This window comes from Jhaorihella thermophila, assembly GCF_900108275.1.
GTDB classification, from domain to species: domain Bacteria; phylum Pseudomonadota; class Alphaproteobacteria; order Rhodobacterales; family Rhodobacteraceae; genus Jhaorihella; species Jhaorihella thermophila.
This window is the reverse complement of record NZ_FNVD01000001.1, coordinates 338950-358449: the sequence shown is the minus strand read 5'-3', so window position 1 is coordinate 358449 and position 19500 is coordinate 338950. Positions and strand designations below refer to the sequence as shown.

The 19500-nt window shown below is 64.8% G+C and carries 20 protein-coding genes; 2 read left to right on the top strand and 18 right to left on the bottom strand.

Features of this window, described 5'->3' with window-relative positions:
• Nucleotides 1-10: 10 nt before the first annotated feature.
• The gene (locus C4S70_RS01740) at nt 11-973 is read left to right on the top strand and encodes a glycosyltransferase family 2 protein (RefSeq protein ID WP_104006375.1); all 963 of its coding nucleotides are present in this window, start codon (nt 11-13) and stop codon (nt 971-973) included.
• Between the two features lie 181 nt (nt 974-1154).
• Nucleotides 1155-2630: a DEAD/DEAH box helicase gene (locus C4S70_RS01735; protein WP_104006374.1), complete on the top strand. Its 1476-nt coding sequence runs from the start codon at nt 1155-1157 to the stop codon at nt 2628-2630.
• 171 nt (nt 2631-2801) lie between these two features.
• On the opposite strand, the gene C4S70_RS01730 is transcribed toward C4S70_RS01735, so the two are convergent.
• From C4S70_RS01730 to C4S70_RS01645, 18 genes are all read right to left on the bottom strand, one after another.
• Nucleotides 2802-4469: a ribonuclease J gene (locus C4S70_RS01730; RefSeq protein ID WP_104006373.1), complete on the bottom strand. Its 1668-nt coding sequence runs from the start codon at nt 4467-4469 to the stop codon at nt 2802-2804.
• Nucleotides 4466-5245, bottom strand: a complete 780-nt coding sequence (locus C4S70_RS01725) for a type III pantothenate kinase (RefSeq protein ID WP_104006372.1) — start codon at nt 5243-5245, stop codon at nt 4466-4468. The genes C4S70_RS01730 and C4S70_RS01725 overlap by 4 nt, the downstream gene beginning before the upstream one ends.
• A gap of 18 nt (nt 5246-5263) precedes the next feature.
• Entirely contained in the window at nt 5264-6013 is a 750-nt protein-coding gene (locus C4S70_RS01720) for a biotin--[acetyl-CoA-carboxylase] ligase (protein WP_104006371.1), read from the bottom strand.
• Between the two features lie 54 nt (nt 6014-6067).
• Entirely contained in the window at nt 6068-7507 is a 1440-nt protein-coding gene (gene nuoN, locus C4S70_RS01715) for an NADH-quinone oxidoreductase subunit NuoN (RefSeq protein ID WP_104006370.1), read from the bottom strand.
• A gap of 13 nt (nt 7508-7520) precedes the next feature.
• Nucleotides 7521-9062, bottom strand: coding sequence for an NADH-quinone oxidoreductase subunit M (locus C4S70_RS01710; RefSeq protein WP_104006369.1), 1542 nt, complete (start codon nt 9060-9062; stop codon nt 7521-7523).
• Between the two features lies 1 nt (nt 9063).
• A complete protein-coding gene (gene nuoL, locus C4S70_RS01705; protein WP_104006368.1) occupies nt 9064-11163 on the bottom strand; it encodes an NADH-quinone oxidoreductase subunit L in 2100 nt (699 codons plus the stop codon).
• Between the two features lie 4 nt (nt 11164-11167).
• Nucleotides 11168-11473, bottom strand: a complete 306-nt coding sequence (gene nuoK / locus C4S70_RS01700) for an NADH-quinone oxidoreductase subunit NuoK (RefSeq protein ID WP_104006367.1) — start codon at nt 11471-11473, stop codon at nt 11168-11170.
• A gap of 85 nt (nt 11474-11558) precedes the next feature.
• Complete coding sequence (locus C4S70_RS01695; RefSeq protein ID WP_104006366.1) at nt 11559-12167, bottom strand: NADH-quinone oxidoreductase subunit J; 609 nt, start codon at nt 12165-12167, stop codon at nt 11559-11561.
• A complete protein-coding gene (locus tag C4S70_RS01690) occupies nt 12164-12574 on the bottom strand; it encodes a carboxymuconolactone decarboxylase family protein (protein ID WP_104006365.1) in 411 nt (136 codons plus the stop codon). The genes C4S70_RS01695 and C4S70_RS01690 overlap by 4 nt, the downstream gene beginning before the upstream one ends.
• Nucleotides 12571-13065, bottom strand: a complete 495-nt coding sequence (gene nuoI, locus C4S70_RS01685) for an NADH-quinone oxidoreductase subunit NuoI (protein WP_104006364.1) — start codon at nt 13063-13065, stop codon at nt 12571-12573. The genes C4S70_RS01690 and nuoI overlap by 4 nt, the downstream gene beginning before the upstream one ends.
• A 3-nt stretch (nt 13066-13068) precedes the next feature.
• Complete coding sequence (nuoH, locus tag C4S70_RS01680) at nt 13069-14106, bottom strand: NADH-quinone oxidoreductase subunit NuoH (RefSeq protein ID WP_104006363.1); 1038 nt, start codon at nt 14104-14106, stop codon at nt 13069-13071.
• Between the two features lie 6 nt (nt 14107-14112).
• Nucleotides 14113-14502, bottom strand: a complete 390-nt coding sequence (locus tag C4S70_RS01675; RefSeq protein WP_104006362.1) for a hypothetical protein — start codon at nt 14500-14502, stop codon at nt 14113-14115.
• Nucleotides 14499-16514, bottom strand: coding sequence for an NADH-quinone oxidoreductase subunit NuoG (nuoG, locus tag C4S70_RS01670; RefSeq protein ID WP_104006361.1), 2016 nt, complete (start codon nt 16512-16514; stop codon nt 14499-14501). The genes C4S70_RS01675 and nuoG overlap by 4 nt, the downstream gene beginning before the upstream one ends.
• A 3-nt stretch (nt 16515-16517) precedes the next feature.
• On the bottom strand, nt 16518-16928 hold the full coding sequence (locus tag C4S70_RS01665) for a DUF5333 domain-containing protein (protein WP_104006360.1): 411 nt from the start codon (nt 16926-16928) through the stop codon (nt 16518-16520).
• A 98-nt stretch (nt 16929-17026) separates the two neighbouring features.
• Nucleotides 17027-17371, bottom strand: coding sequence for a hypothetical protein (locus C4S70_RS01660; RefSeq protein ID WP_104006359.1), 345 nt, complete (start codon nt 17369-17371; stop codon nt 17027-17029).
• Nucleotides 17371-18666, bottom strand: a complete 1296-nt coding sequence (nuoF, locus tag C4S70_RS01655; RefSeq protein WP_104006358.1) for an NADH-quinone oxidoreductase subunit NuoF — start codon at nt 18664-18666, stop codon at nt 17371-17373. The genes C4S70_RS01660 and nuoF overlap by 1 nt, the downstream gene beginning before the upstream one ends.
• A 7-nt stretch (nt 18667-18673) precedes the next feature.
• Nucleotides 18674-18901 (bottom strand): DUF5337 domain-containing protein, encoded by a 228-nt coding sequence (locus C4S70_RS01650; protein WP_104006357.1) that lies wholly within the window; start codon nt 18899-18901, stop codon nt 18674-18676.
• 45 nt (nt 18902-18946) lie between these two features.
• The gene (locus C4S70_RS01645) at nt 18947-19399 is read right to left on the bottom strand and encodes a hypothetical protein (protein ID WP_104006356.1); all 453 of its coding nucleotides are present in this window, start codon (nt 19397-19399) and stop codon (nt 18947-18949) included.
• Nucleotides 19400-19500: the final 101 nt, after the last annotated feature.

Sequence of the window (19500 nt, the reverse complement as noted above, 5' to 3'; positions counted from 1 at the left end):
GAGCGGGGCGATGACCGCGCCCCGTGACCTCTCCGCCGATCTGCCCCGCTGGGGCGTGGTCTCCACCATCAAGGCGCCGCTGCGCGACATTCTGGGCTTTGCCGCGCATCACCTGGAACTCGGCGCGCACCGGCTGCTGATCTTTCTGGACGACCCGGCGCCCGCAACCGTTGCCGCACTGAAGGCGCATCCGCGCATCCGGGTCTTTGCCTGCGACGACGCGCATTGGCGGCGGCTGGGGGTGAAGCGCCCGGCCAAGCACCAGGCCCGCCAGACCGCGAACGCCACCTTCGCCTACGGGCGCAAGGTGCAGCTGGACTGGATCATCCATATCGACGTGGACGAATTCCTGTGGCCCGAGACATCGGTTGCCGACAGGTTGGCCGCCCTGGACGAGGATGTGCTGTGCGCCCGTGTGCGGCCGATGGAGCAGATCGCCGGAGACGGCAACGATTTCAAGGCGTTCATCCCCCCCGGTCCGGGCCGGGCCGAGACGGTGCGCCGACTTTACCCGACCTTCGGCGATTTCGTGAAGGGCGGGTTCATGAGCCACGTTCAGGGCAAGGTTTTCGTGCGAACCGGGCTGGGCCGGTTGACGGTGAAGATCCACAACGTGTTTCGCGGCGACGAAACCAATCCGGGGCAGGTGGAACTGCGCGACATCGCGCTGGCCCATGCCCACGCGAAAAGCTGGGAGGACTGGATCGCCGCCTATCGCTACCGGCTGGAGAAGGGATCCTATCGCGCCGAGCTGGCCCCGGCCCGCCCGCGCGACCAGGGCGGCATGACGCTGCACGAGGCGCTGCGCTTTGTCGAAGCCGACAGCGGCGAGGCCGGCCTGCGCGCCTTTTACGACGAGATCTGCGCCGCCACGCCGGAGGCCCGCGCCCGGCTCCACCGCGCCGGGATGCTGCGCCGTTGCGAGCTGGATCTGGATCGAAAAATCAGGAGACAATTTCCTGACTTTGCCTGAATTGTCGCCAGTTCAGCAACAGAAAACCGCTGGGCGGGCCGATTTCCACGATTGTTTGACCCTGACCTGCTATTTTGCTATGCCCCGCAGCAGCCGCCATGCGCGCCTTGGCGCCCACATGCGAATCTAGCGGCTCAGATGGACGTGCGGGCCGGGATGTGTCCGCAAATCGCGGATATACATGACAAAATTCTCTGATCTGAACCTGAACCCCAAAGTTCTGAAGGCCATCGAAGAGGCCGGATACGAAACCCCCACGCCGATTCAGGCCGGCGCGATCCCGCCTGCGCTGGAGGGGCGCGACGTGCTGGGCATCGCCCAGACCGGCACCGGCAAGACGGCAAGCTTCGTTCTGCCGATGATCACGCTTCTGGCGCGCGGCCGGGCGCGGGCGCGGATGCCGCGCAGCCTGGTGCTGTGCCCGACGCGGGAACTCGCCGCGCAGGTGGCCGAGAACTTCGACGCCTATGCCAAATACGTGAAACTGACCAAGGCGCTGCTGATCGGCGGCGTCAGTTTCAAGGAACAGGAGATGCTGATCGACCGCGGCGTGGACGTGCTGATCGCCACTCCGGGGCGGCTGCTCGATCATTTCGAGCGCGGCAAGCTGATCCTGAACGACGTGCGGATCATGGTGGTGGACGAAGCCGACCGGATGCTGGACATGGGCTTCATCCCCGATATCGAGCGGATCTTCGGTCTGACCAACCCGCTCACACGGCAGACGCTGTTCTTTTCAGCCACGATGGCGCCCGAGATCGAACGGATCACCAACATGTTCCTGTCGAACCCCGTTCGCATCGAGGTCGCCCGCCAAGCCACCACCAGCGAGACGATCGAACAGGGCGTGGTGATGTTCAAGCCGTCGCGGCGGGACCGCGCGGCCAGCGAAAAGCGCCGCCTGCTGCGGGCGTTGATCGACGCCGAGGGCGAAAAATGCACCAATGCGATCATCTTTTGCAATCGCAAGGTGGACGTGGACATCGTTGCAAAGTCGCTCAGTAAATACGGCTATGACGCGGCCGCGATCCACGGCGATCTGGACCAGTCCCATCGCATGCGAACGCTGGAGGATTTCCGCGAGGGCAAGTTGCGGTTCCTCGTCGCTTCGGACGTGGCGGCGCGGGGGCTGGACGTGCCCAGCGTGAGCCACGTGTTCAATTTCGACGTGCCCACCCACCCAGAGGACTATGTGCACCGGATCGGCCGCACCGGTCGGGCCGGGCGAGAGGGCAAGGCGCTGACCATCTGCGCGCCGCAGGACGAGAAATATCTCGAAGCGATCGAACGACTGGTCCAGAAGGAAATCCCGCGCCTGGAAAATCCGGTCAAACCCGCGCCCGCGAAGAGGAAAAAGAGCGCCGAGCGCCGCGACGAGGCTGCCGAAAAGCCGATCGCCGACGCCGCGGACGACACGGTTGCGGCGCCGCGCGAAGCCGACGAGGCCGCGACCTCGGACAAGGGCCGCAAGAGCGCGTCCAGGTCCAGCACGAAGGCTAGGGCATCGGAAAAGGCAACTTCGGGCGACAAGGTCAAGAGCTCTGCGCGCGGGCGCAAGGATCAGGATTCGGGCCGATCCGGGAACAAGGTGGTCGGCATGGGCGACCACCTGCCCCGCTTTATCGCCCTGAGCTTTGACGAACGCCGCGCGGGCTGAAGCCGGCGCGGGCTTTCGCTGTCGTCCAATCGGGTTTCGGATTGGCTACGCCAATCCGACCGAGGCGAGGGGGCGCTGCCCCCTCGCGCTCCCCCGGGGTATTTCCGACCAGAAAGAAGCTGGACGCCCTTGCCGGGGGCAAACCCGCTGCCCCGATCCCCATGGCCGCCTTCAGGCCATGCGGCTGATGACCACGGTGACCTCGGGGCGCTTGCCGATCTCGGATTGGGCGGTCTGGCGCACGATGCGGCGCAGGGCCTCTTCCAGCTTGCTGTCGTCCCCCAGGGTGCGGGGGTCGGCGCGCATAAGGAACCGGGTCAGGTCGTGTTCCAGCAGTTCGTCCAGCGCGACCCGTGACTTGCCAATCTCGGGCAGGCCCATCAGTTCGCACCAGGCGTCGCCGAGCGGTTCGTTCTCTTCGTCGAGGATTGCGGTGACGATCACATGCCCGTTGAGCGCCATGCGGATGCGGTCGCGGACGATGCCGTCCAGAGCACCGATCCTGACCGAGCCGTCGAGATAGGTCCGCCCGGTTTCCACATAGTCCACCACCTGGGGCGCGTTGCCGGAAAGATCCATCATCATGCCGTTCACGACGATCGCGCTCTGACGCCCCGCGGCTTCGGCGAGGCGGGCGTGTTCGCGCAGGTGCCGGTGTTCGCCGTGCATCGGAATGACCATCTGCGGCGCGACGAGATCGTGGATGCGCAGCAGGTCCGGCCGGTTGGCGTGACCCGAAACGTGATAGCGGCCGGAACTGTCGTCCACCACGTCCACGCCCTTTTCGCTCAGCTGGTTCATGATGCGGATCACGCCCCGTTCGTTGCCGGGGATCGTCTTTGACGAAAACAGGAACAGGTCGCCCTCTTTCAGCTCCAGTCCGCGAAACCGGCCGCGTGCGAGCTGGGCCGTGGCGGCGCGGCGCTCGCCCTGGCTGCCCGTGACCAGCAGCATCAGGTTCTCGCGCGGAATCTCCAGCGCGTCCTCGGGGCTGACGACGCGGGGGAAATCGGCCAGAACGCCGGTTTCGACCGCCGCTTCGATCATCCGCTGCATGGCGCGCCCCAAGAGCACCACCGAACGTCCGGCGCGTTGGGCCGCCTCGGCCAGGGTCTTGAGCCGCGCCACGTTCGAGGCAAAGGTGGTGGCCGCGACCATGCCCCCTGCCCCGGCGATCAGTTCGGTAATCGCCGCGCCGATATCGCTCTCGGAGCGGCCGGGATCGGGCGAGAACACGTTGGTCGAGTCGCAGATCAGCGCCTTGACCCCGGGCTTTGCGGCCTCTGCCCAGAGATCGGGATCGAAGGGCTCGCCCACCACCGGGTCGGGGTCCAGCTTGAAGTCGCCGGAATGGATGACCCTGCCGACCGGCGTGTCGATCACCAGTGCCGCGCTTTCGGGGATGGAATGCGACACCGGCAGGAAGCTCACCCTGAACGGGCCGGCCTCGGTGATCTCGGGGAAGGCCGAGACGGTCCGCACCGCGTCCTCTGGCTTGCCCAGATCGGCCATCTTGCCGCGCGCGATATTGGCGGTGAACGCACGGGCGTAAACGGGCACGCCCAGATCGTCCCACAAATGGGCCACGCCGCCCACATGGTCCTCGTGCGCATGAGTGACAAAGATCGCCTCGAGCCGGTCGGCGCTTTCGCGCAGCCAGGTGATGTCGGGCATGATGAGATCGACGCCCGGCGTGCCGTCCATGTCGGGAAAGGTGACGCCCAGATCCACCAGGATCAGCCGTTCCCTGCCCGGCCTGCCATAGCCGTAGACATAGGCGTTCATGCCGATTTCGCCGGCCCCGCCCAGTGGCAGGTAAATCAGTCTTTCACCGCTCATCTGGCCCCGTTTTCCTTGTTGTAGGCGTGGATCACGGTCAGGCCGTGCATGGTCAGGTCTTCCTCGAGATAGTCGAACAGGTCCACGTTCTGCTGAAACAGCGGCGCGAGCCCGCCGGTGGCGATCGTCTTCATCGGACGGGCGTGTTCGGCACGGATGCGCGCGCAGATCTCGCGCACCAGCCCCACATAGCCCCAGAAGATGCCGGACTGGATGCAGGCGACCGTGTTGGTGCCGATGACCTTTTCCGGCGTGGTGATGTCCACATGCGGCAGCGCGGCTGCGGCCATGTGCAGCGCCTCGAGGCTGAGATTCACCCCCGGCGCGATCACCCCGCCGATATAGGCGCCATCCGTATCCACCACGTCAAAGGTGGTGGCGGTGCCGAAATCCACCACGATCAGGTCGCCGCCGTGGCGGTCGAACGCGCCCTCGGCATTGACCAGCCGGTCGGGGCCCACCTGCGTGCCCTGGTCCACCCGCGGCGGATGCGGCAGCACGCAGTCGGGCTTGCCCACGACCAGCGGGCGGCAGCCGAAGAAACGTTCGGAAAAGACCCGAAGGTTGAACACCACGCGCGGCACGGTGGAGGAGATGATCACGTCGGTGATGTCGGCCTCGATCCCGTAATGTTTGACCAGCGTCGAATACCAGGTGAAATAGGCATCCGCCGTGCGCGCATGGTGGGTCGAAGTGCGCAGGGTGCACAGAAACCTTTCCCCGTCCCAGATCGAGAACACGGTATTGGTATTGCCGCAATCGATGCACAGCAGCATCGCACCCCCCCCATATGGTCAGAAATAGATGTCGGCCGCAGGCAGGATCACCTGTCCCCTTGGCGTCATCAGCACCAGATTTCCCGCCTCGTCGATCGACTGGAACGTGCCGGTGAACTCGGACGTGCCGGTGCGGGCGGTGATCGGCTGGCCCAGCTTCGCGGCCCGTTGCAGCCAGGCGGCGCGGATCGGGTCGAAACCGTATGTGACGAAATGCGTCTCGTAATGGTCATAGGCCGCGGCCAGCGCGGTCAGAAAGGTTTCCGGGTCCACGTCGGCCCCGGTTTCGGACAAGAGCGACACGGGGCGCAGCGCCCCCTCCTCTACCGCGTCGGCCGGCGGCGCCTCGCGCAGGTTCACGCCGATCCCGATCGCCAGATAGGACACATCCGCGCCCGCGCCAAAGCTTTCCAGCAGGATGCCGGCCAGCTTGCCCCCGTTCAGCAGCACGTCATTGGGCCACTTGCAGGCCAGCCCTTCGGCGCGGCCGGTCACCGCGACCACCGCATCGTGGACGGCCAGCGCGCCAACGAAACTGCGCTGCGCGGCCTTCTCCGGCCCGCCGCCGGGGCGCAGGATCAGGGTCGCGGACAGGTTGCCCTCGGGCGCGATCCATGCCCGGCCGCGCCTGCCGCGCGCCCTGGTCTGGCGGTGCGCCATGATCCATTCCGGGCCGGAAAGGGTATCGGCGATGCGGCGCGCCTCGTCCAGGGTGCTGTCCACCTCGTCCAGCACCCGGCAGCCATATCCGGCGGGCCAGCTGATCATGCGCGAAAGGCCCGGTCGGCGAACCGGGCCCTCCTTGCCAGCGTGATGCGGCGATTACTGAACAAGTGCCCCCGCGGCGAAGGCCGCCGCGCCCTCTACGCCAAAGAGGTTGATGACGCCCAGCACGTTGATCGCCGCCGCAACGGCCAGGAACACCCACAGCACGGGCGAACCGCCGGCAACCGCACCATCGGTTTCCTTGCCGAAATACATGTAGAACACGATCCGCAGGTAGTAGAACGCCGCCACCACCGAAGCCAGCGCGCCCGCAACCGCCAGCCACACCAGCCCCGCGTCAAGGGCCGCGCGCAGCACATAGAACTTGCCGAAGAAGCCCAGAAGCGGCGGCACCCCGGCGAGGCTGAACAGCAGCAGCAGCATCGCCAGCGCCCGGCCCGGCTCGCGCTGGGCATAAAGATTCAGCGAGTCGATCTCGGTCACCGGCTCGCCGTCCTTTTCCATCGACAGGATAAAGGCGAAGGTGCCCACGTTCATGGTCACGTAAATCGCCATGTAGATCAGCATCGCCTGCACGCCGAACTGCGTGCCCGCCGCCAGCCCCATCAGCGCAAAGCCCATGTGGGTGATCGATGAATAGGCCATCAGCCGCTTGATGTCGCGCTGGCCGATCCCGGCCACTGCGCCCAGCACCATGCTGAGAAACGCCAGCAGCGCCAGCACCTGCCCCCAGTCCGAGGACATGCCGCCGAAGGCCTCGAACAGCGCGCGCGCGATCATGCCCATCGCCGCCACCTTGGGCGCGGTGGCAAAGAAGGCGGTGACCGGCGTCGGCGCGCCTTCATAGACGTCCGGGGTCCACATGTGGAACGGCACCGCGCTGATCTTGAAGGTCATGCCCGAGATCAGCAGCACCAGCCCGAACAGCAGACCCAGCGACACATGGCCGTGCTGCGCGGCCTCGACGATCCCGGCAAAGGACGTGGTGCCCGCATAGCCGTAGATCAGTGACGAGCCAAAGAGCAGTAGACCGGAACTCAGCGCGCCGAGCACGAAGTATTTCAGGCCGGCCTCGGTCGAGCGCACGCTGTCGCGCCGCATCGACGCGATCACGTAAAGCGACAGCGACTGAAGCTCGAGCCCCATGTAGAGCGCGATCAGGTCGCCCGCGCTGACCATCACCATCATGCCCACGGTGGACAGCGCCACCAGAAGCGGAAATTCGAACGGCAGCGCGTCGCGGCGGGACAGATAATCCTGGCTCATCACCAGCACCGAGGCGCCGCCAAGCAGGATCGCCACCTTGGCGAAGCGGGCAAAGCCGTCGTCAATGAACATCCCTCCAAAGGCGGTGCGCGCGGAGGCGTCACCGGTCGCGGTCCAGACCGCCATCGCCGCCATCAGCGCGGCGGTGGCCCAGGTCAGGGTCGGCGCCAGCTTGTCCTTGGACGTGTAGACCGCCCCGATCAGGGCCGCCATCGCATAGACCGACAGCACGACCTCGGGCAGGATGATGGACAGATCACCTTGGATCATCGTTCCAGGCTCCTCAGTTCGAAGCATACTGGCTGGCGGCCTCGGCCGCGGCCAGCGCCTTGTCATAGTGTTGGATCAGCGCCTCGGTCGAAGGCGAGATGATGTCGGTCACCAGCGACGGATAGACACCCAGCAGCAGGGTCATCGCCACCAGCGGGGCAAAGACCAGCTTTTCGCGCGGCGTCAGGTCGGTGATGGCCTTCAGGCTTTCCTTGATGAGGTCGCCGAACACCACCCGGCGATAGAGCCACAGCGCATACGCCGCCGAGAAGATCACGCCGGTCGCGGCCACAGCGGCGATCCAGGTGTCGTGCTGGAAGGCACCCATCATGGTCAGGAATTCGCCGATGAACCCGCTGGTGCCCGGCAGGCCGACATTGGCCATGGTGAACAGCATGAAGATCAGCGCATAGGCCGGCATCCGGTTCACCAGCCCGCCATAGGCGTCGATCTCGCGCGTATGCATCCGGTCATACACCACGCCGACGCAAAGAAACAGCGCCGCCGAGATGAAGCCGTGGCTGATCATCTGGAACATCGCGCCGTCCAGCCCCTGCTGGTTCACCACGAAGATGCCCATGGTGACGAACCCCATGTGGGCCACGGACGAATAGGCGATCAGCTTTTTCATGTCCTCCTGCACCAGCGCGACCAGCGAGGTATAGACGATGGCGATCACGCTGATCCACAGGATGAAGGGCGTCATCACCTCGGTCCCCACCGGGAACATCGGCAGGCTGAACCGCAGGAAACCGTAGCCGCCCATCTTCAGCAGGATCGCGGCCAGAATGACCGAACCGGCAGTGGGCGCCTGCACGTGCGCGTCCGGCAGCCAGGTGTGGAACGGCCACATCGGCAGCTTCACCGCCAGCGAGGCAAAGAAGGCCAGGAACAGCAGCGTCTGCATCCCGCCCACGATGTGCAGCCCCAGCACCGACAGGCTGTCGGCGGGGAATTCGTGCGTCATCAGCGTCGGAATGTCGGTGGTGCCCGACTGCACGAACATCGCGATCATCGCCACCAGCGTCAGCACCGAGCCGAAGAAGGTATAGAGGAAGAACTTGAAGCTGGCATAGATCCGGTCCTTGCCGCCCCAGATGCCGATGATCAGGAACATCGGGATCAGCGAGCCTTCGAAGAAGAGGTAGAACAGCACCAGGTCCAGCGCCATGAACACGCCCAGCATCAGCGTCTCGAGCAGCAGGAACGCGATCATGTATTCCTTGACGCGGTGGGTGACCTCCCAGCTGGCCAGGATCGCCAGCGGCATGATGAAGGTGGTCAGCAGAACCAGGAAGACGCTGATTCCGTCCACGCCCATCTTGTATTTCAGGCCCATCAGCCATTCGCCCTCTTCCACGAACTGAAAGCCCGTATCGGAGGGGTCGAACTGGGTGTAGATGCCCAGGCTCACCAGAAAGGTGACCGTGGTCGCCACCAGCGCCACCCATTTCGCGTTGCGCTGCGCGGCCTCGTCATCGCCGCGCAGGAAAACGGCAAGGATCAGCGCCGCCAGCGTCGGGACGAAGGTGACAATGGAAAGAAGGTTGTCCATATCAGTGCGCTCCTGCCGAGATCGACATCCAGGTGATCAGGGCGGCGACGCCCATCACCATCCAGAAGGCATAGGTAAAGATGTAACCGGACTGCGCCCGGCCCGCGAGGCGGGTGAAGAACGGCACCACACCCATGGCCACGCCATTGAGGAACCCGTCGACGATGCTGCCGTCGCCGCGCTTCCACAGCACCCGACCCAGCGCGAGCGTCGGCTTCACGAAGATCGCGTCATAGATCTCGTCGAAATACCACTTGTTCTTGAGGAACAGATACAGCGGGCGCTGGTTCTCGGCCAGCCGCTTCGGCGCCTCGGGGTTCACGATGTAGAACCAGTAGGCAATGGCAAGGCCCAGCAGCATCGCGATGAAGGGCGAAACCTTGACCCATTTCGGCGCGGCATGCGCGTCCTCGAGCACATGGTTGTCCGGCGCGATGTAGAGCGCGCCCTCGCCCGGCTTGCCGGCAAATGTCACATGCGCGGCATCGTTGCCGGCCTCTTTGCCGTGACCGGCCGCATCGCCCTGCCCATGCGCCGCGGCTTCGCCGTGGCCGCCCTCGGCCTGCGCCTCGGCGACGGGGATGCCGTAGAACTCGGCCACGTCCTCGGCATGGCCGAAGAAGCTGTTGTACCAGATCATGCCGGCAAACACCGCGCCCAGGCTCAGCACGCCCAGCGGGATCAGCATCACCATCGGGCTTTCATGGGCGTGGTCATGGGCATGGCGGTCGCCGCGCGGCTCGCCCCAGAAGGTCAGGAACATCAGCCGCCAGCTGTAGAACGAGGTGAAGCAGGCCGCGATCACCAGAAGCCAGAAGCCGTAGCCCGATCCGCCGGCCCAGGCGCTCTCGATGATGGCGTCCTTGGACAGGAACCCGGCAAAGCCGATATGGGTCAGCGGGATGCCGACGCCGGTGATGGCCAGCGTGCCCAGCATCATCGCCCAGAAGGTCAGCGGGATCTTCTTGCGCAGGCCGCCATAGTTCATCATGTCCTGTTCATGGTGCATCGCGGTGATGACCGAGCCCGCGCCAAGGAACAGGAGCGCCTTGAAGAAGGCGTGCGTGAACAGGTGGAACATCGCCGCCGAATACATGCCGACGCCGGCTGCGACGAACATGTAACCCAGCTGCGAACAGGTCGAGTAGGCGATCACGCGCTTGATGTCGGTCTGCACCAGGCCCACGGTCGCGGCAAAGAACGCGGTCGAGGCGCCCAGCACCGTGATGAAGGCGGTCGCGCCCGGCGCGAATTCATAAAGCGGCGACATCCGGCAGACCAGGAACACGCCCGCGGTCACCATGGTCGCGGCGTGGATCAGCGCCGAAACCGGGGTCGGGCCTTCCATCGCGTCGGGCAACCAGGTGTGCAGGATCAGCTGCGCGGACTTGCCCATCGCGCCGATGAACAGCAGCACGCCCACCACATTGGCCGCGTTCCATTCGCCCCAGAGGAAGGTCATCTGCGTCTCGGCGATGGTCGGGGCCGCGGCGAAGACGTCCGAAAAGTTGATGCTGTCCACCAGGAAGAACAGCGCGAAGACGCCAAGCGCAAAGCCGAAGTCGCCCACCCGGTTGACAACGAAGGCCTTGATCGCCGCGGCATTGGCCGAAGGCTTGCGATAGTAGAAGCCGATCAGCAGGTAGGACGCCAGCCCCACGCCTTCCCAGCCAAAGAACATCTGCACCAGGTTGTCCGAGGTCACCAGCGTCAGCATCGCGAAGGTGAAGAAGGACAGGTAGGCAAAGAACCGCGGCAGATAGCTTTCGCCCTCTTTCCACTGAGGGTCGTCCTTCATGTAGCCGAAGCTGTAGAGGTGGACGAGCGCCGACACCGTGGTCACCACGATCAGCATGATCGCGGTCAGCCGGTCCAGACGGATCGCCCATTCGGTGGCGAGGCTGCCGCTTTCGATGAAGCGCAGCACCGGGATCTGCCGGGTTTCGCCGTCAAAGCCGAAGAACACGATCCAGCTGAGCAGACAGGACAGGAACAGAAGGCCCGTAGCGATCCACATCCCCGCTTTTTCGCCGATCAGCTTGTAGCCAAAGCCGCAGATCAGCGCGCCGATCAACGGGGCAAAGAGAATTGTCGTTTCCATCGTCTCAGCCCTTCATCATGTTGATGTCTTCGACATCGATGGTGCCGCGGTTGCGGAAGAAGCAGACCAGGATCGCAAGCCCGATCGCCGCCTCGGCTGCCGCCACGGTCAGGATGAACAGGGTGAACACCTGCCCCGTCAGGTCGCCCAGATGGCTGGAAAAGGCGACGAAGTTGATGTTCACCGCCAGCAGCATCAGCTCGATCGACATCAGCAGGATGATGACGTTCTTGCGGTTCAGGAAGAGCCCGAAGATGCCAATGACGAACAGCGTCGCCGCCACCGTCAGGTAATGTTCCAAGCCTATCATGTCGTCCCTCGGTTCTTGGTCCCGGCGGGGGTGACTGCCCCCGATCAGTTCAGGTTGCCCCGGCCGGATGCCGGGCGGGCGCGGATCAGTTGCCGATCCCCTGCCCCGGTTTGATGTCCACCAGCTCCATCGCTTTGGCCGGATCGCGATACATCTGCTCCAGCACGTCCTGGCGCTTGACGTCCTTGCGGTGGCGCAGCGTCAGCATGATCGCCCCGATCATCGCCACCAGCAGGATCAGCCCGGCCAGCTGGAAGATCAGGAAATACTTGTCATAGAGGATCTCGGACAGCGCCACCGTGTTCTGCACGTCGCTCGGCACCGGATTGGCGCGCAAGCTTTCGGCCACGGTGCTGGCGTCCCAGGCGCCAAAGGCCATCACGAACTGCATCAGGATCACCAGCCCGATCAACAGCGCCAGCGGCATGTATTTCGCCATGCCCGCCTTCAGCTCGGCAAAGTCCACGTCCAGCATCATCACCACGAACAGGAACAGCACCATCACCGCGCCCACGTAGACAATGACCAGAAGCATGGCCACGAATTCCGCGCCCAACAGGATGAACAGCCCCGCCGAAGAGATGAAGGCCAGGATCAGCCATAGCACCGAATGCACCGGCTGACGGCTGATCACGGTGAACAGCCCGCCGACGATGGCGCTGATCGCAAAGAGGTAGAAGGCAAACACGCTCATGTCTCGTTTTCCTCGTTTTCGTCCATGACCTGCTGCGCCAGCTCCAGCGCCCGGGTCATGGCCGGGATGCCGGCAAAGGCCGACATCAGACCGATCGTTTCCACGATCTCCTGTTTTCTCGCCCCCGCCGCCAGCGCGTGGCGCACGGTCTGGCGCACCGCCGTTTCCGACTGCGCGCCCAGCATGGTCAGCCCCGCCAGCGTCAGCAGAAGCCGCGTCCTGGCATCAAGCCCCTCCTTGTTGACCGCATTGCCGAACCAGACTTCCATCAGCTCTTTCGGCATGGTCGGCCAGAGCTTCTCGAACTCCTTTGGCGAAAAGCTCTCGAGCCCCGGGTTGAAGGCCCGGGCCATCTCCTGCGCCTGCCGCAGCATCAGTTCGAAGGGATTTGCCGGCGAGTCGTTCATCGGTAGGGCGCATCCAGCTCCAGATTGCGGGCGATTTCGGCTTCCCAGCGCTCACCGTTCTCAAGCAGTTTCTGCTTGTCATAGAACAGCTCTTCGCGGGTCTCTGTGGCGAATTCGAAATTCGGGCCTTCCACGATGGCATCGACCGGGCATGCCTCCTGGCAGAAACCGCAGTAGATGCATTTGGTCATGTCGATGTCATAGCGCGTGGTGCGGCGGCTGCCGTCGTCGCGCGGTTCGGCATCGATGGTGATCGCCTGCGCGGGGCAGATCGCCTCGCACAGCTTGCAGGCGATGCAGCGTTCTTCGCCGTTGGGATAGCGGCGCAGCGCGTGCTCGCCCCGGAACCGGGGGGAAAGCGGCCCCTTTTCATGCGGATAGTTCACCGTCACCTTGGGCTTGAAGAAATACTTCATCCCCAGCTTGAACCCGACGATGAAATCCCACAGCAGGAAATATTTCGCCGCGCGTCCGAAATCGATCTGAGTCATGGATCAGCCTCCCACGGTCCAGCGGGCGAAGGTGCCCCAGAACCAGTCGAATTTCGCCGCGAAGGCCACGAAGACCACCCACACCAGGCTGAACGGCAGGAACACCTTCCAGCCGATCCGCATCAGCTGGTCATAGCGGTAGCGGGGAGTGATCGCCTTGACCATCGCGAAGATGAAGAAGAAGAACGCCATCTTGCCGACCATCCACAGCACGCCGTCGGGCAGCCCCGGGATCGGCGACAGCCAGCCGCCGAAGAACAGCAGCGACGTCAGCGCGCACATCAGGAAGATCGCGATGTATTCACCCGCCATGAAAAGCAGGAACGTGGTCGAGGAATATTCCACCTGATAGCCGGCCACGAGTTCCGATTCCGCTTCCGGCAGGTCGAAGGGCGGGCGGTTGGTTTCTGCCAGGGCCGAGATGAAGAACAGGAACACCATCGGGAAATGCGGCAGCCAGTACCAGCCGAAGAAGCCCCAGCCTGTGTCCTGCGCGCGCACGATATCGCCAAAATTCATGGACCCTGTGGAGAGGATCACGCCGATGATGATGAGGCCGATCGACACCTCGTAGGAAATCATCTGCGCGGCCGAACGCAGGCTGCCCAGGAAGGGGTATTTCGAGTTCGACGCCCAACCGCCCATGATCACGCCGTAGACTTCGAGCGAGGAGACGGCGAAGACATAGAGGATGGCCACGTTGATGTCGCTGAGAACCCAGCCGTCATTGAACGGGATCACCGCCCAGGCGATCAGCGCCAGGATGAAGGACAGCATCGGCGCCAGAATGAACACCGGCTTGTCGGCGCCGGCGGGGATCACCACCTCTTTCACGACGTATTTCAGCGCATCCGCCACCGATTGCAGCAGCCCGAACACGCCCACCACGTTGGGGCCGCGCCGGATCTGGACCGCCGCCCAGATCTTGCGGTCGCCATAGACCAGGAACAGCAGCGAAACCATGACGAAGGCGATGATCGCCAGCACCTGCGCCACGATGATGATGCCGATACCGACCGGAGTTGAAAAGAAATCAGCCATGTGTCCTCACACCGTGGGTATTCCGTTTTCCGCGCAGTTGGCCACCGTCACCTCGGCGTCGATGGTCCTGAGTCCACGCGGCAGGGATGGCGAGATGGTGTAAACAGCATCTGCCGTCCACACGCCACCCTTTTCGTGTACTTTCGTGCGCAAATGGCGCGCAAAACCGTAGCCCCGGATCAGCGCATACTGCGCCGCGGCGCATTCGGCATAGTCAACCGCGTCCTGACCGTCACGGGCGCCCTTCATCGACACTTGGAACTGCACCAGATCGCTGTCGAGCAGACGGGTTTCCACGCCCAGATATTCGGGCGCGAAAACCGCCGGATCGTCCGACGAGACCTGCGTGTCGCAGGCCGCAAGCAGCAGCGACGGTATGAGCGCGGCGCGAATCATTCGGCGGCGATCTTCTGCGCCTTGCGGTCGCGCGCCAGCGCCGACAGTTCCGCCATCAGCACGCTGGCCCGCGCAATCGGGTTGGTCAGGTAGAAATCGCTGACGGCCAGACGGAAATCGCCGGACTTGAGCGGCTTGGTCTCCAGCGGCTCCCAGCCGTTGTCGGGCACCGTGTCGATCGCCGCGAGATGCGGCACCGCCTCTACCAGCGCCTGCCGCAGCTGCGCCAGCGAATCCCAGGGCAGCGTCGCGTCCAGCTCGGCGCTGAGCGCGCGCAGGATCGCCCAGTTCTCCTTGGCCTCGCCCGGCGGGAAGTTGGCGCGCATCGCCAGCTGCGGCCGGCCTTCGGTGTTGACGAACAGGCCGTTTTCTTCAGTGTAGGCCGCACCCGGCAGGATCACGTCGGCGCGGTGTGCGCCCCGGTCGCCATGGCTGCCCTGATAGATCACGAAGGCGCCCGGCGCGATTTCGATCTCGTCCGCGCCGAGGTTGTAGATCACGTCCGCGCCCTCGGTGGCTTTCTCAAGCCCGCCCTCGGTAACCGCGCCCACATCCATCGCGCCCACCCGCGCTGCGGCGGTGTGCAGCACCAGCATCTTGCCGCCCAGCTTTTCGGTCAACGCCATCGCCTGGCCCAGAACCGCGATGCCGTCGCCCTCGCTGATCGCGCCCTGACCGACCAGCACCAGCGCGCCCTCGGTCGGCTTGGCATCGGCCACCAGGGCGTTCAGCGCCTCGCGCCCGGACCCCGCGCGGGCATAGTCATAGGTCAGGTCCAGCCCCTCGGGGCCGACCAGAACCACCTGCGCGCCCTTAAGCCACGCCTTGCGGATGCGGGCATTCAGAACCGGCATCTCGTCGCGCGGATCGGTGCCGATCAGATAGATCGCGCGCGCAGCGTCGATATCCGCGATCGCCGCATTGCCCACATAGGCGCTGCGGTTGCCGGCCGGCAGCACCGCGCCATCGACGCGGCATTCCACGGCCCCGCCCAGCCCCTCGACCAGCTGCTTGAGCGAGAACGCCGCCTCCACGGGCACCAGATCGCCGATCAGGCCGGCCACCTTGGACGCGCCCTTCATCGCCTCGGCCGCGCGGGCCAGCGCCTCGGGCCACGACGCCGGGCGCAGCTTTCCGTCCTCGCGGACATAGGGCGTGTCCAGCCGCTGTCGGCGCAACCCGTCCCAGACAAAGCGCGACTTGTCCGACAGCCATTCCTCGTTCACGTCGTCATGGTTGCGCGGCAGGATCCGCTTGACCTCGCGCCCCTTGGTATCGACCCGGATGTTGGCGCCCTGCGCATCCATCACGTCGATGGTTTCGGTCTTGGTCAGCTCCCAAGGCCGGGCGGTGAACGCATAAGGCTTGCTGGTCAGCGCGCCGACCGGGCACAGGTCGATGATGTTGCCTTGCAGGTTGGAATCGATCGTCTTGCCCAGATAGGTCGTGATCTCGGCATCCTCGCCGCGGCCGGTCTGGCCCATGTCATAGACGCCCGCCACCTCGGTGGTGAAGCGCACGCAGCGGGTGCAGGAGATGCAGCGCGTCATCTGCGTGGACACCAGCGGGCCCAGGTTCAGGTCATCGACCGCGCGCTTGGGTTCGCGATAGCGGCTGAAGGAATGGCCATAGGCCATCGCCTGGTCCTGAAGGTCGCATTCGCCGCCCTGGTCGCAGATCGGGCAATCCAGCGGGTGGTTGATCAGGATGAATTCCATCACCCCCTCGCGCGCCTTCTTGACCATGGGCGAGTTGGTCCTGACCTCGGGCGGCTGGCCTTCCGGGCCGGGCCGCAGATCGCGCACCTGCATCGCGCAGCTGGCCGCAGGCTTGGGCGGGCCGCCCACGACCTCGACCAGGCACATGCGGCAGTTGCCGGCGATCGACAGCCGCTCGTGGTAGCAGAAGCGCGGCACCTCGATCCCGGCCTCTTCGCAGGCCTGGATCAGGGTCATGGCCCCGTCCACTTCGATCTCTTTTCCGTCGATGACGATCTTGCGGAGGTCAGTCATGGCTTATTTCGCCCTCAATAGCGCGCCGATTGCGCTTTTCTTCTGGATTTCCGCGCGTCCGAACGCGCAATAGCTCTGCGGGTCGTCCTCGGGCCCGTATTTCTTCAGCAGCTCCATGCCCTTCTTGCGCATGCGCTCCTTTTCAGCCGGGGACTTCACATAGGCCCGGATCTCGTCATGGCCGTAGCCCAGATCGCGGGCGCGCCAGTAGAGTTTTTCAAGCTGCAGCAGCCCCTTGAAGCGACGCGCGGTGATGGTCGGGCATTGCTCGCCGATCACATATGCAACCACGATCGCGAACAGCGGGTTCTCGATCTCGGGCACGTCGCGCAGGGACGGCCGCGCGGTCGTCGCGGTGGCGGGGCTCACGGCCAGAATGGCGGCGGTGACAAGAACGATGACCGCATGTTTCATGGGTTTGCTCTCCTGTCTGGAGAGCCAAGCACGCGCCGAGCCCCGGCCGTTATGCAATAACAGCCCGGCGAAAGCGCGCGGATATGCCGCCAGCCAAGTCATGGCCGGATGCACCTCCCCCGAAGCATCAGCTTGCCCTTTTCGATCGGCAGATTCTGCGGTTCGGTTTCTGGCCCGATCTCCCAGAGGATGCGCGAGCTGCCGTAATTCTCGATACAATAGCGCGTGGCCTCGTAGGCGCCGGCCTGCACCGCGTTTTCCAGCGACACGGCCACATCCGGCACCGTCACGCGGAACAGCGTGCGGTCGCCCTTGCGGTCCACGGCCTCAGCCTTGGCGTTGTAGAAATGCCCGCCAAAGAGGACGCGGTCCTCTTTCCTGGTGCATGCGGCCAACAGCACGACCGCCGCCACGGCCAGGGATATGAGCCCGCGCCCGGTCATCACTCGGCTGCCACCGCCGTGACGCGGCCGGTCTTGCGGGCCTTGATCCGGTCCTCGATCTCGTCGCGGAAGTTGCGGATCAGACCCTGGATCGGCCAGGCCGCCGCGTCGCCAAGCGCGCAGATGGTGTGACCCTCGACCTGTTTGGACACGTCGTAAAGCATGTCGATCTCTTCGATCTCGGCATCCCCGGTCACGAGCCGCTCCATCACCCGCATCATCCAGCCGGTGCCTTCGCGGCAGGGGGTGCACTGGCCGCAGCTTTCATGCTTGAAGAATTTCGACAGCCGCCACACCGCCGCGATCACGTCGGTGGACTGGTCCATCACGATCATGCAGCCGGTGCCGAAGGACGACTGCTTTTCCCGCATCCCGTCGAAGTCCATGGTCGCGTCGTCCAGCTGGTCCTTGCGCAGGATCGGACAGGAGGCACCGCCGGGGATGATCGCCTTGAGATTGTCCCAGCCGCCGCGCACGCCGCCGCCGTGGGTTTCGATGATCTCGCGCACCGACATGGACATGGATTCCTCGAACACGCAGGGGTTGTTGACGTGCCCGGTCAGCGCCATCAGCTTGGTGCCCGAGTTGTTGGGCCGGCCGAACGAGGCGAACCAGTCCGCCCCGCGCCGCAGGATGGTCGGCACGACGGCGATCGATTCCACGTTGTTGACCGTGGTCGGGCAGCCGTAAAGCCCCGCCGCCGCCGGGAACGGCGGCTTCATGCGCGGCATGCCCTTCTTGCCCTCGAGGCTTTCCAGCAGGGCGGTTTCCTCGCCGCAGATATAGGCCCCGGCGCCGTGGTGCAGGAACAGGTCGAAATCCCAGCCGGACTTGCAGGCGTTCTTGCCGATAAGCCCCGCCTCGTAGGCCTCGTTGATCGCGTTCTGCAGAACCTCGCGTTCGCGGATGAACTCGCCCCGGATGTAGATATAGGCGGTATGCGCCCCCATCGCGAAGCCGGCGATCAGCGCGCCCTCGATCAGCGTGTGCGGATCGTGGCGCATGATCTCGCGGTCCTTGCAGGTGGCCGGTTCGGATTCGTCGGCGTTGATCACCAGATAGGCCGGGCGTCCGTCGCTCTCCTTGGGCATGAAGGACCATTTCAAGCCGGTCGGAAAGCCCGCCCCGCCCCGGCCGCGCAGGCCCGAATCCTTGACCTGCTGCACGATCCAGTCGCGCCCCTTCTCGAGGATCTCCCTGGTGCCATCCCAGTGGCCCCGCGCCATCGCGCCCTTAAGGGAGCGGTCATGCATCCCGTAGAGGTTGGTAAAGATCCGGTCCTGGTCCTTGAGCATGTCTCGGCTACCCTCGGTTCTGATCCTGGCGCATCCGCCAGAGTTGCAAGATGTTGACGAGCGCATAGATGAAGCCCGCGATCGCCGCCAGATCGAACAGCAGCGCATAACGCCCCGGCAGCCCCAGCATCGGCCCCAGCGCGTTGGCGGCCAGCCACAGCACCATGGTCGCGGCGATCACCACCGCGATCTGGCGCCCCTTGCGGGCAATGGCACTGTCCCGTTCCCCAGCCATTCGTTCGTCGTGTCATCGCGGGCCGTTCTCCGGCCCGCCGTTTTTTCATGTCGCGGCGCCCTGATAGCGCCAGGTTCCCTTGCGCGCCGCCAGTTCCTGCTGGCCGGGCAGCGGCTTGGACGGTTTGACCAGCGGGCTGGCCGAAATCCGTGCCGGCGCCTGGGGCGCTTGCGTTGCTTCGCGCGCAGCGGTTGCCGCCTGCGGCTCGGCCGGCGCCGACGGCTCGGTTTCCGTCGCCCGTGCGGTCGTCGTCGCGCTATCGCGCATCTGCTCTGCCGCGTCCTGCGCCGCGCGCGCCATTTCGGCCACATCACGGTCGCCAACCATGCGCGTCAGGATGTAACCCGCCACCGCCGCGACCACCCCGCCCGAGATCAGCGCCGTCACCAGCCCGGTCCCGTTGAACACCATCAGCAGAACCGCCACCACGACGCCCCCGGCGGCGGCCTTCTGCCAGTGCCGTGCGTTGGATTTTCCGTCTTTGGAGTCGTTCGTCATGGATCCGGTCCTTTCCCTGTTGGTCGATGGTCTTCTCTTATCGGTCTCTTCCGTCCCTCGATTTCAGCCTTGCCCGTCGTGTTCAAACGCACCCGCCACGA

Excerpts from the sequence above, each read along its gene's own strand:
- C4S70_RS01665 (WP_104006360.1), bottom strand. The coding sequence starts at position 16,928 with ATGAAACATGCGGTCATCGTTCTTGTCACCGCCGCCATTCTGGCCGTG.
- C4S70_RS01650 (WP_104006357.1), bottom strand. The coding sequence starts at position 18,901 with ATGGCTGGGGAACGGGACAGTGCCATTGCCCGCAAGGGGCGCCAGATC.
- C4S70_RS01725 (WP_104006372.1), bottom strand. The coding sequence starts at position 5,245 with ATGCTGCTGTGCATCGATTGCGGCAATACCAATACCGTGTTCTCGATC.
- nuoK (WP_104006367.1), bottom strand. The coding sequence starts at position 11,473 with ATGATAGGCTTGGAACATTACCTGACGGTGGCGGCGACGCTGTTCGTC.
- C4S70_RS01710 (WP_104006369.1), bottom strand. The coding sequence starts at position 9,062 with ATGGACAACCTTCTTTCCATTGTCACCTTCGTCCCGACGCTGGCGGCG.
- C4S70_RS01675 (WP_104006362.1), bottom strand. The coding sequence starts at position 14,502 with ATGATTCGCGCCGCGCTCATACCGTCGCTGCTGCTTGCGGCCTGCGAC.
- C4S70_RS01735 (WP_104006374.1), top strand. The coding sequence starts at position 1,155 with ATGACAAAATTCTCTGATCTGAACCTGAACCCCAAAGTTCTGAAGGCC.
- nuoH (WP_104006363.1), bottom strand. The coding sequence starts at position 14,106 with ATGGCTGATTTCTTTTCAACTCCGGTCGGTATCGGCATCATCATCGTG.
- nuoG (WP_104006361.1), bottom strand. The coding sequence starts at position 16,514 with ATGACTGACCTCCGCAAGATCGTCATCGACGGAAAAGAGATCGAAGTG.
- nuoF (WP_104006358.1), bottom strand. The coding sequence starts at position 18,666 with ATGCTCAAGGACCAGGACCGGATCTTTACCAACCTCTACGGGATGCAT.
- nuoI (WP_104006364.1), bottom strand. The coding sequence starts at position 13,065 with ATGACTCAGATCGATTTCGGACGCGCGGCGAAATATTTCCTGCTGTGG.
- nuoN (WP_104006370.1), bottom strand. The coding sequence starts at position 7,507 with ATGATCCAAGGTGATCTGTCCATCATCCTGCCCGAGGTCGTGCTGTCG.
- C4S70_RS01730 (WP_104006373.1), bottom strand. The coding sequence starts at position 4,469 with ATGAGCGGTGAAAGACTGATTTACCTGCCACTGGGCGGGGCCGGCGAA.
- C4S70_RS01740 (WP_104006375.1), top strand. The coding sequence starts at position 11 with ATGACCGCGCCCCGTGACCTCTCCGCCGATCTGCCCCGCTGGGGCGTG.
- nuoL (WP_104006368.1), bottom strand. The coding sequence starts at position 11,163 with ATGGAAACGACAATTCTCTTTGCCCCGTTGATCGGCGCGCTGATCTGC.
- C4S70_RS01660 (WP_104006359.1), bottom strand. The coding sequence starts at position 17,371 with ATGACCGGGCGCGGGCTCATATCCCTGGCCGTGGCGGCGGTCGTGCTG.
- C4S70_RS01645 (WP_104006356.1), bottom strand. The coding sequence starts at position 19,399 with ATGACGAACGACTCCAAAGACGGAAAATCCAACGCACGGCACTGGCAG.
- C4S70_RS01695 (WP_104006366.1), bottom strand. The coding sequence starts at position 12,167 with ATGAGCGTGTTTGCCTTCTACCTCTTTGCGATCAGCGCCATCGTCGGC.
- C4S70_RS01690 (WP_104006365.1), bottom strand. The coding sequence starts at position 12,574 with ATGAACGACTCGCCGGCAAATCCCTTCGAACTGATGCTGCGGCAGGCG.
- C4S70_RS01720 (WP_104006371.1), bottom strand. The coding sequence starts at position 6,013 with ATGATCAGCTGGCCCGCCGGATATGGCTGCCGGGTGCTGGACGAGGTG.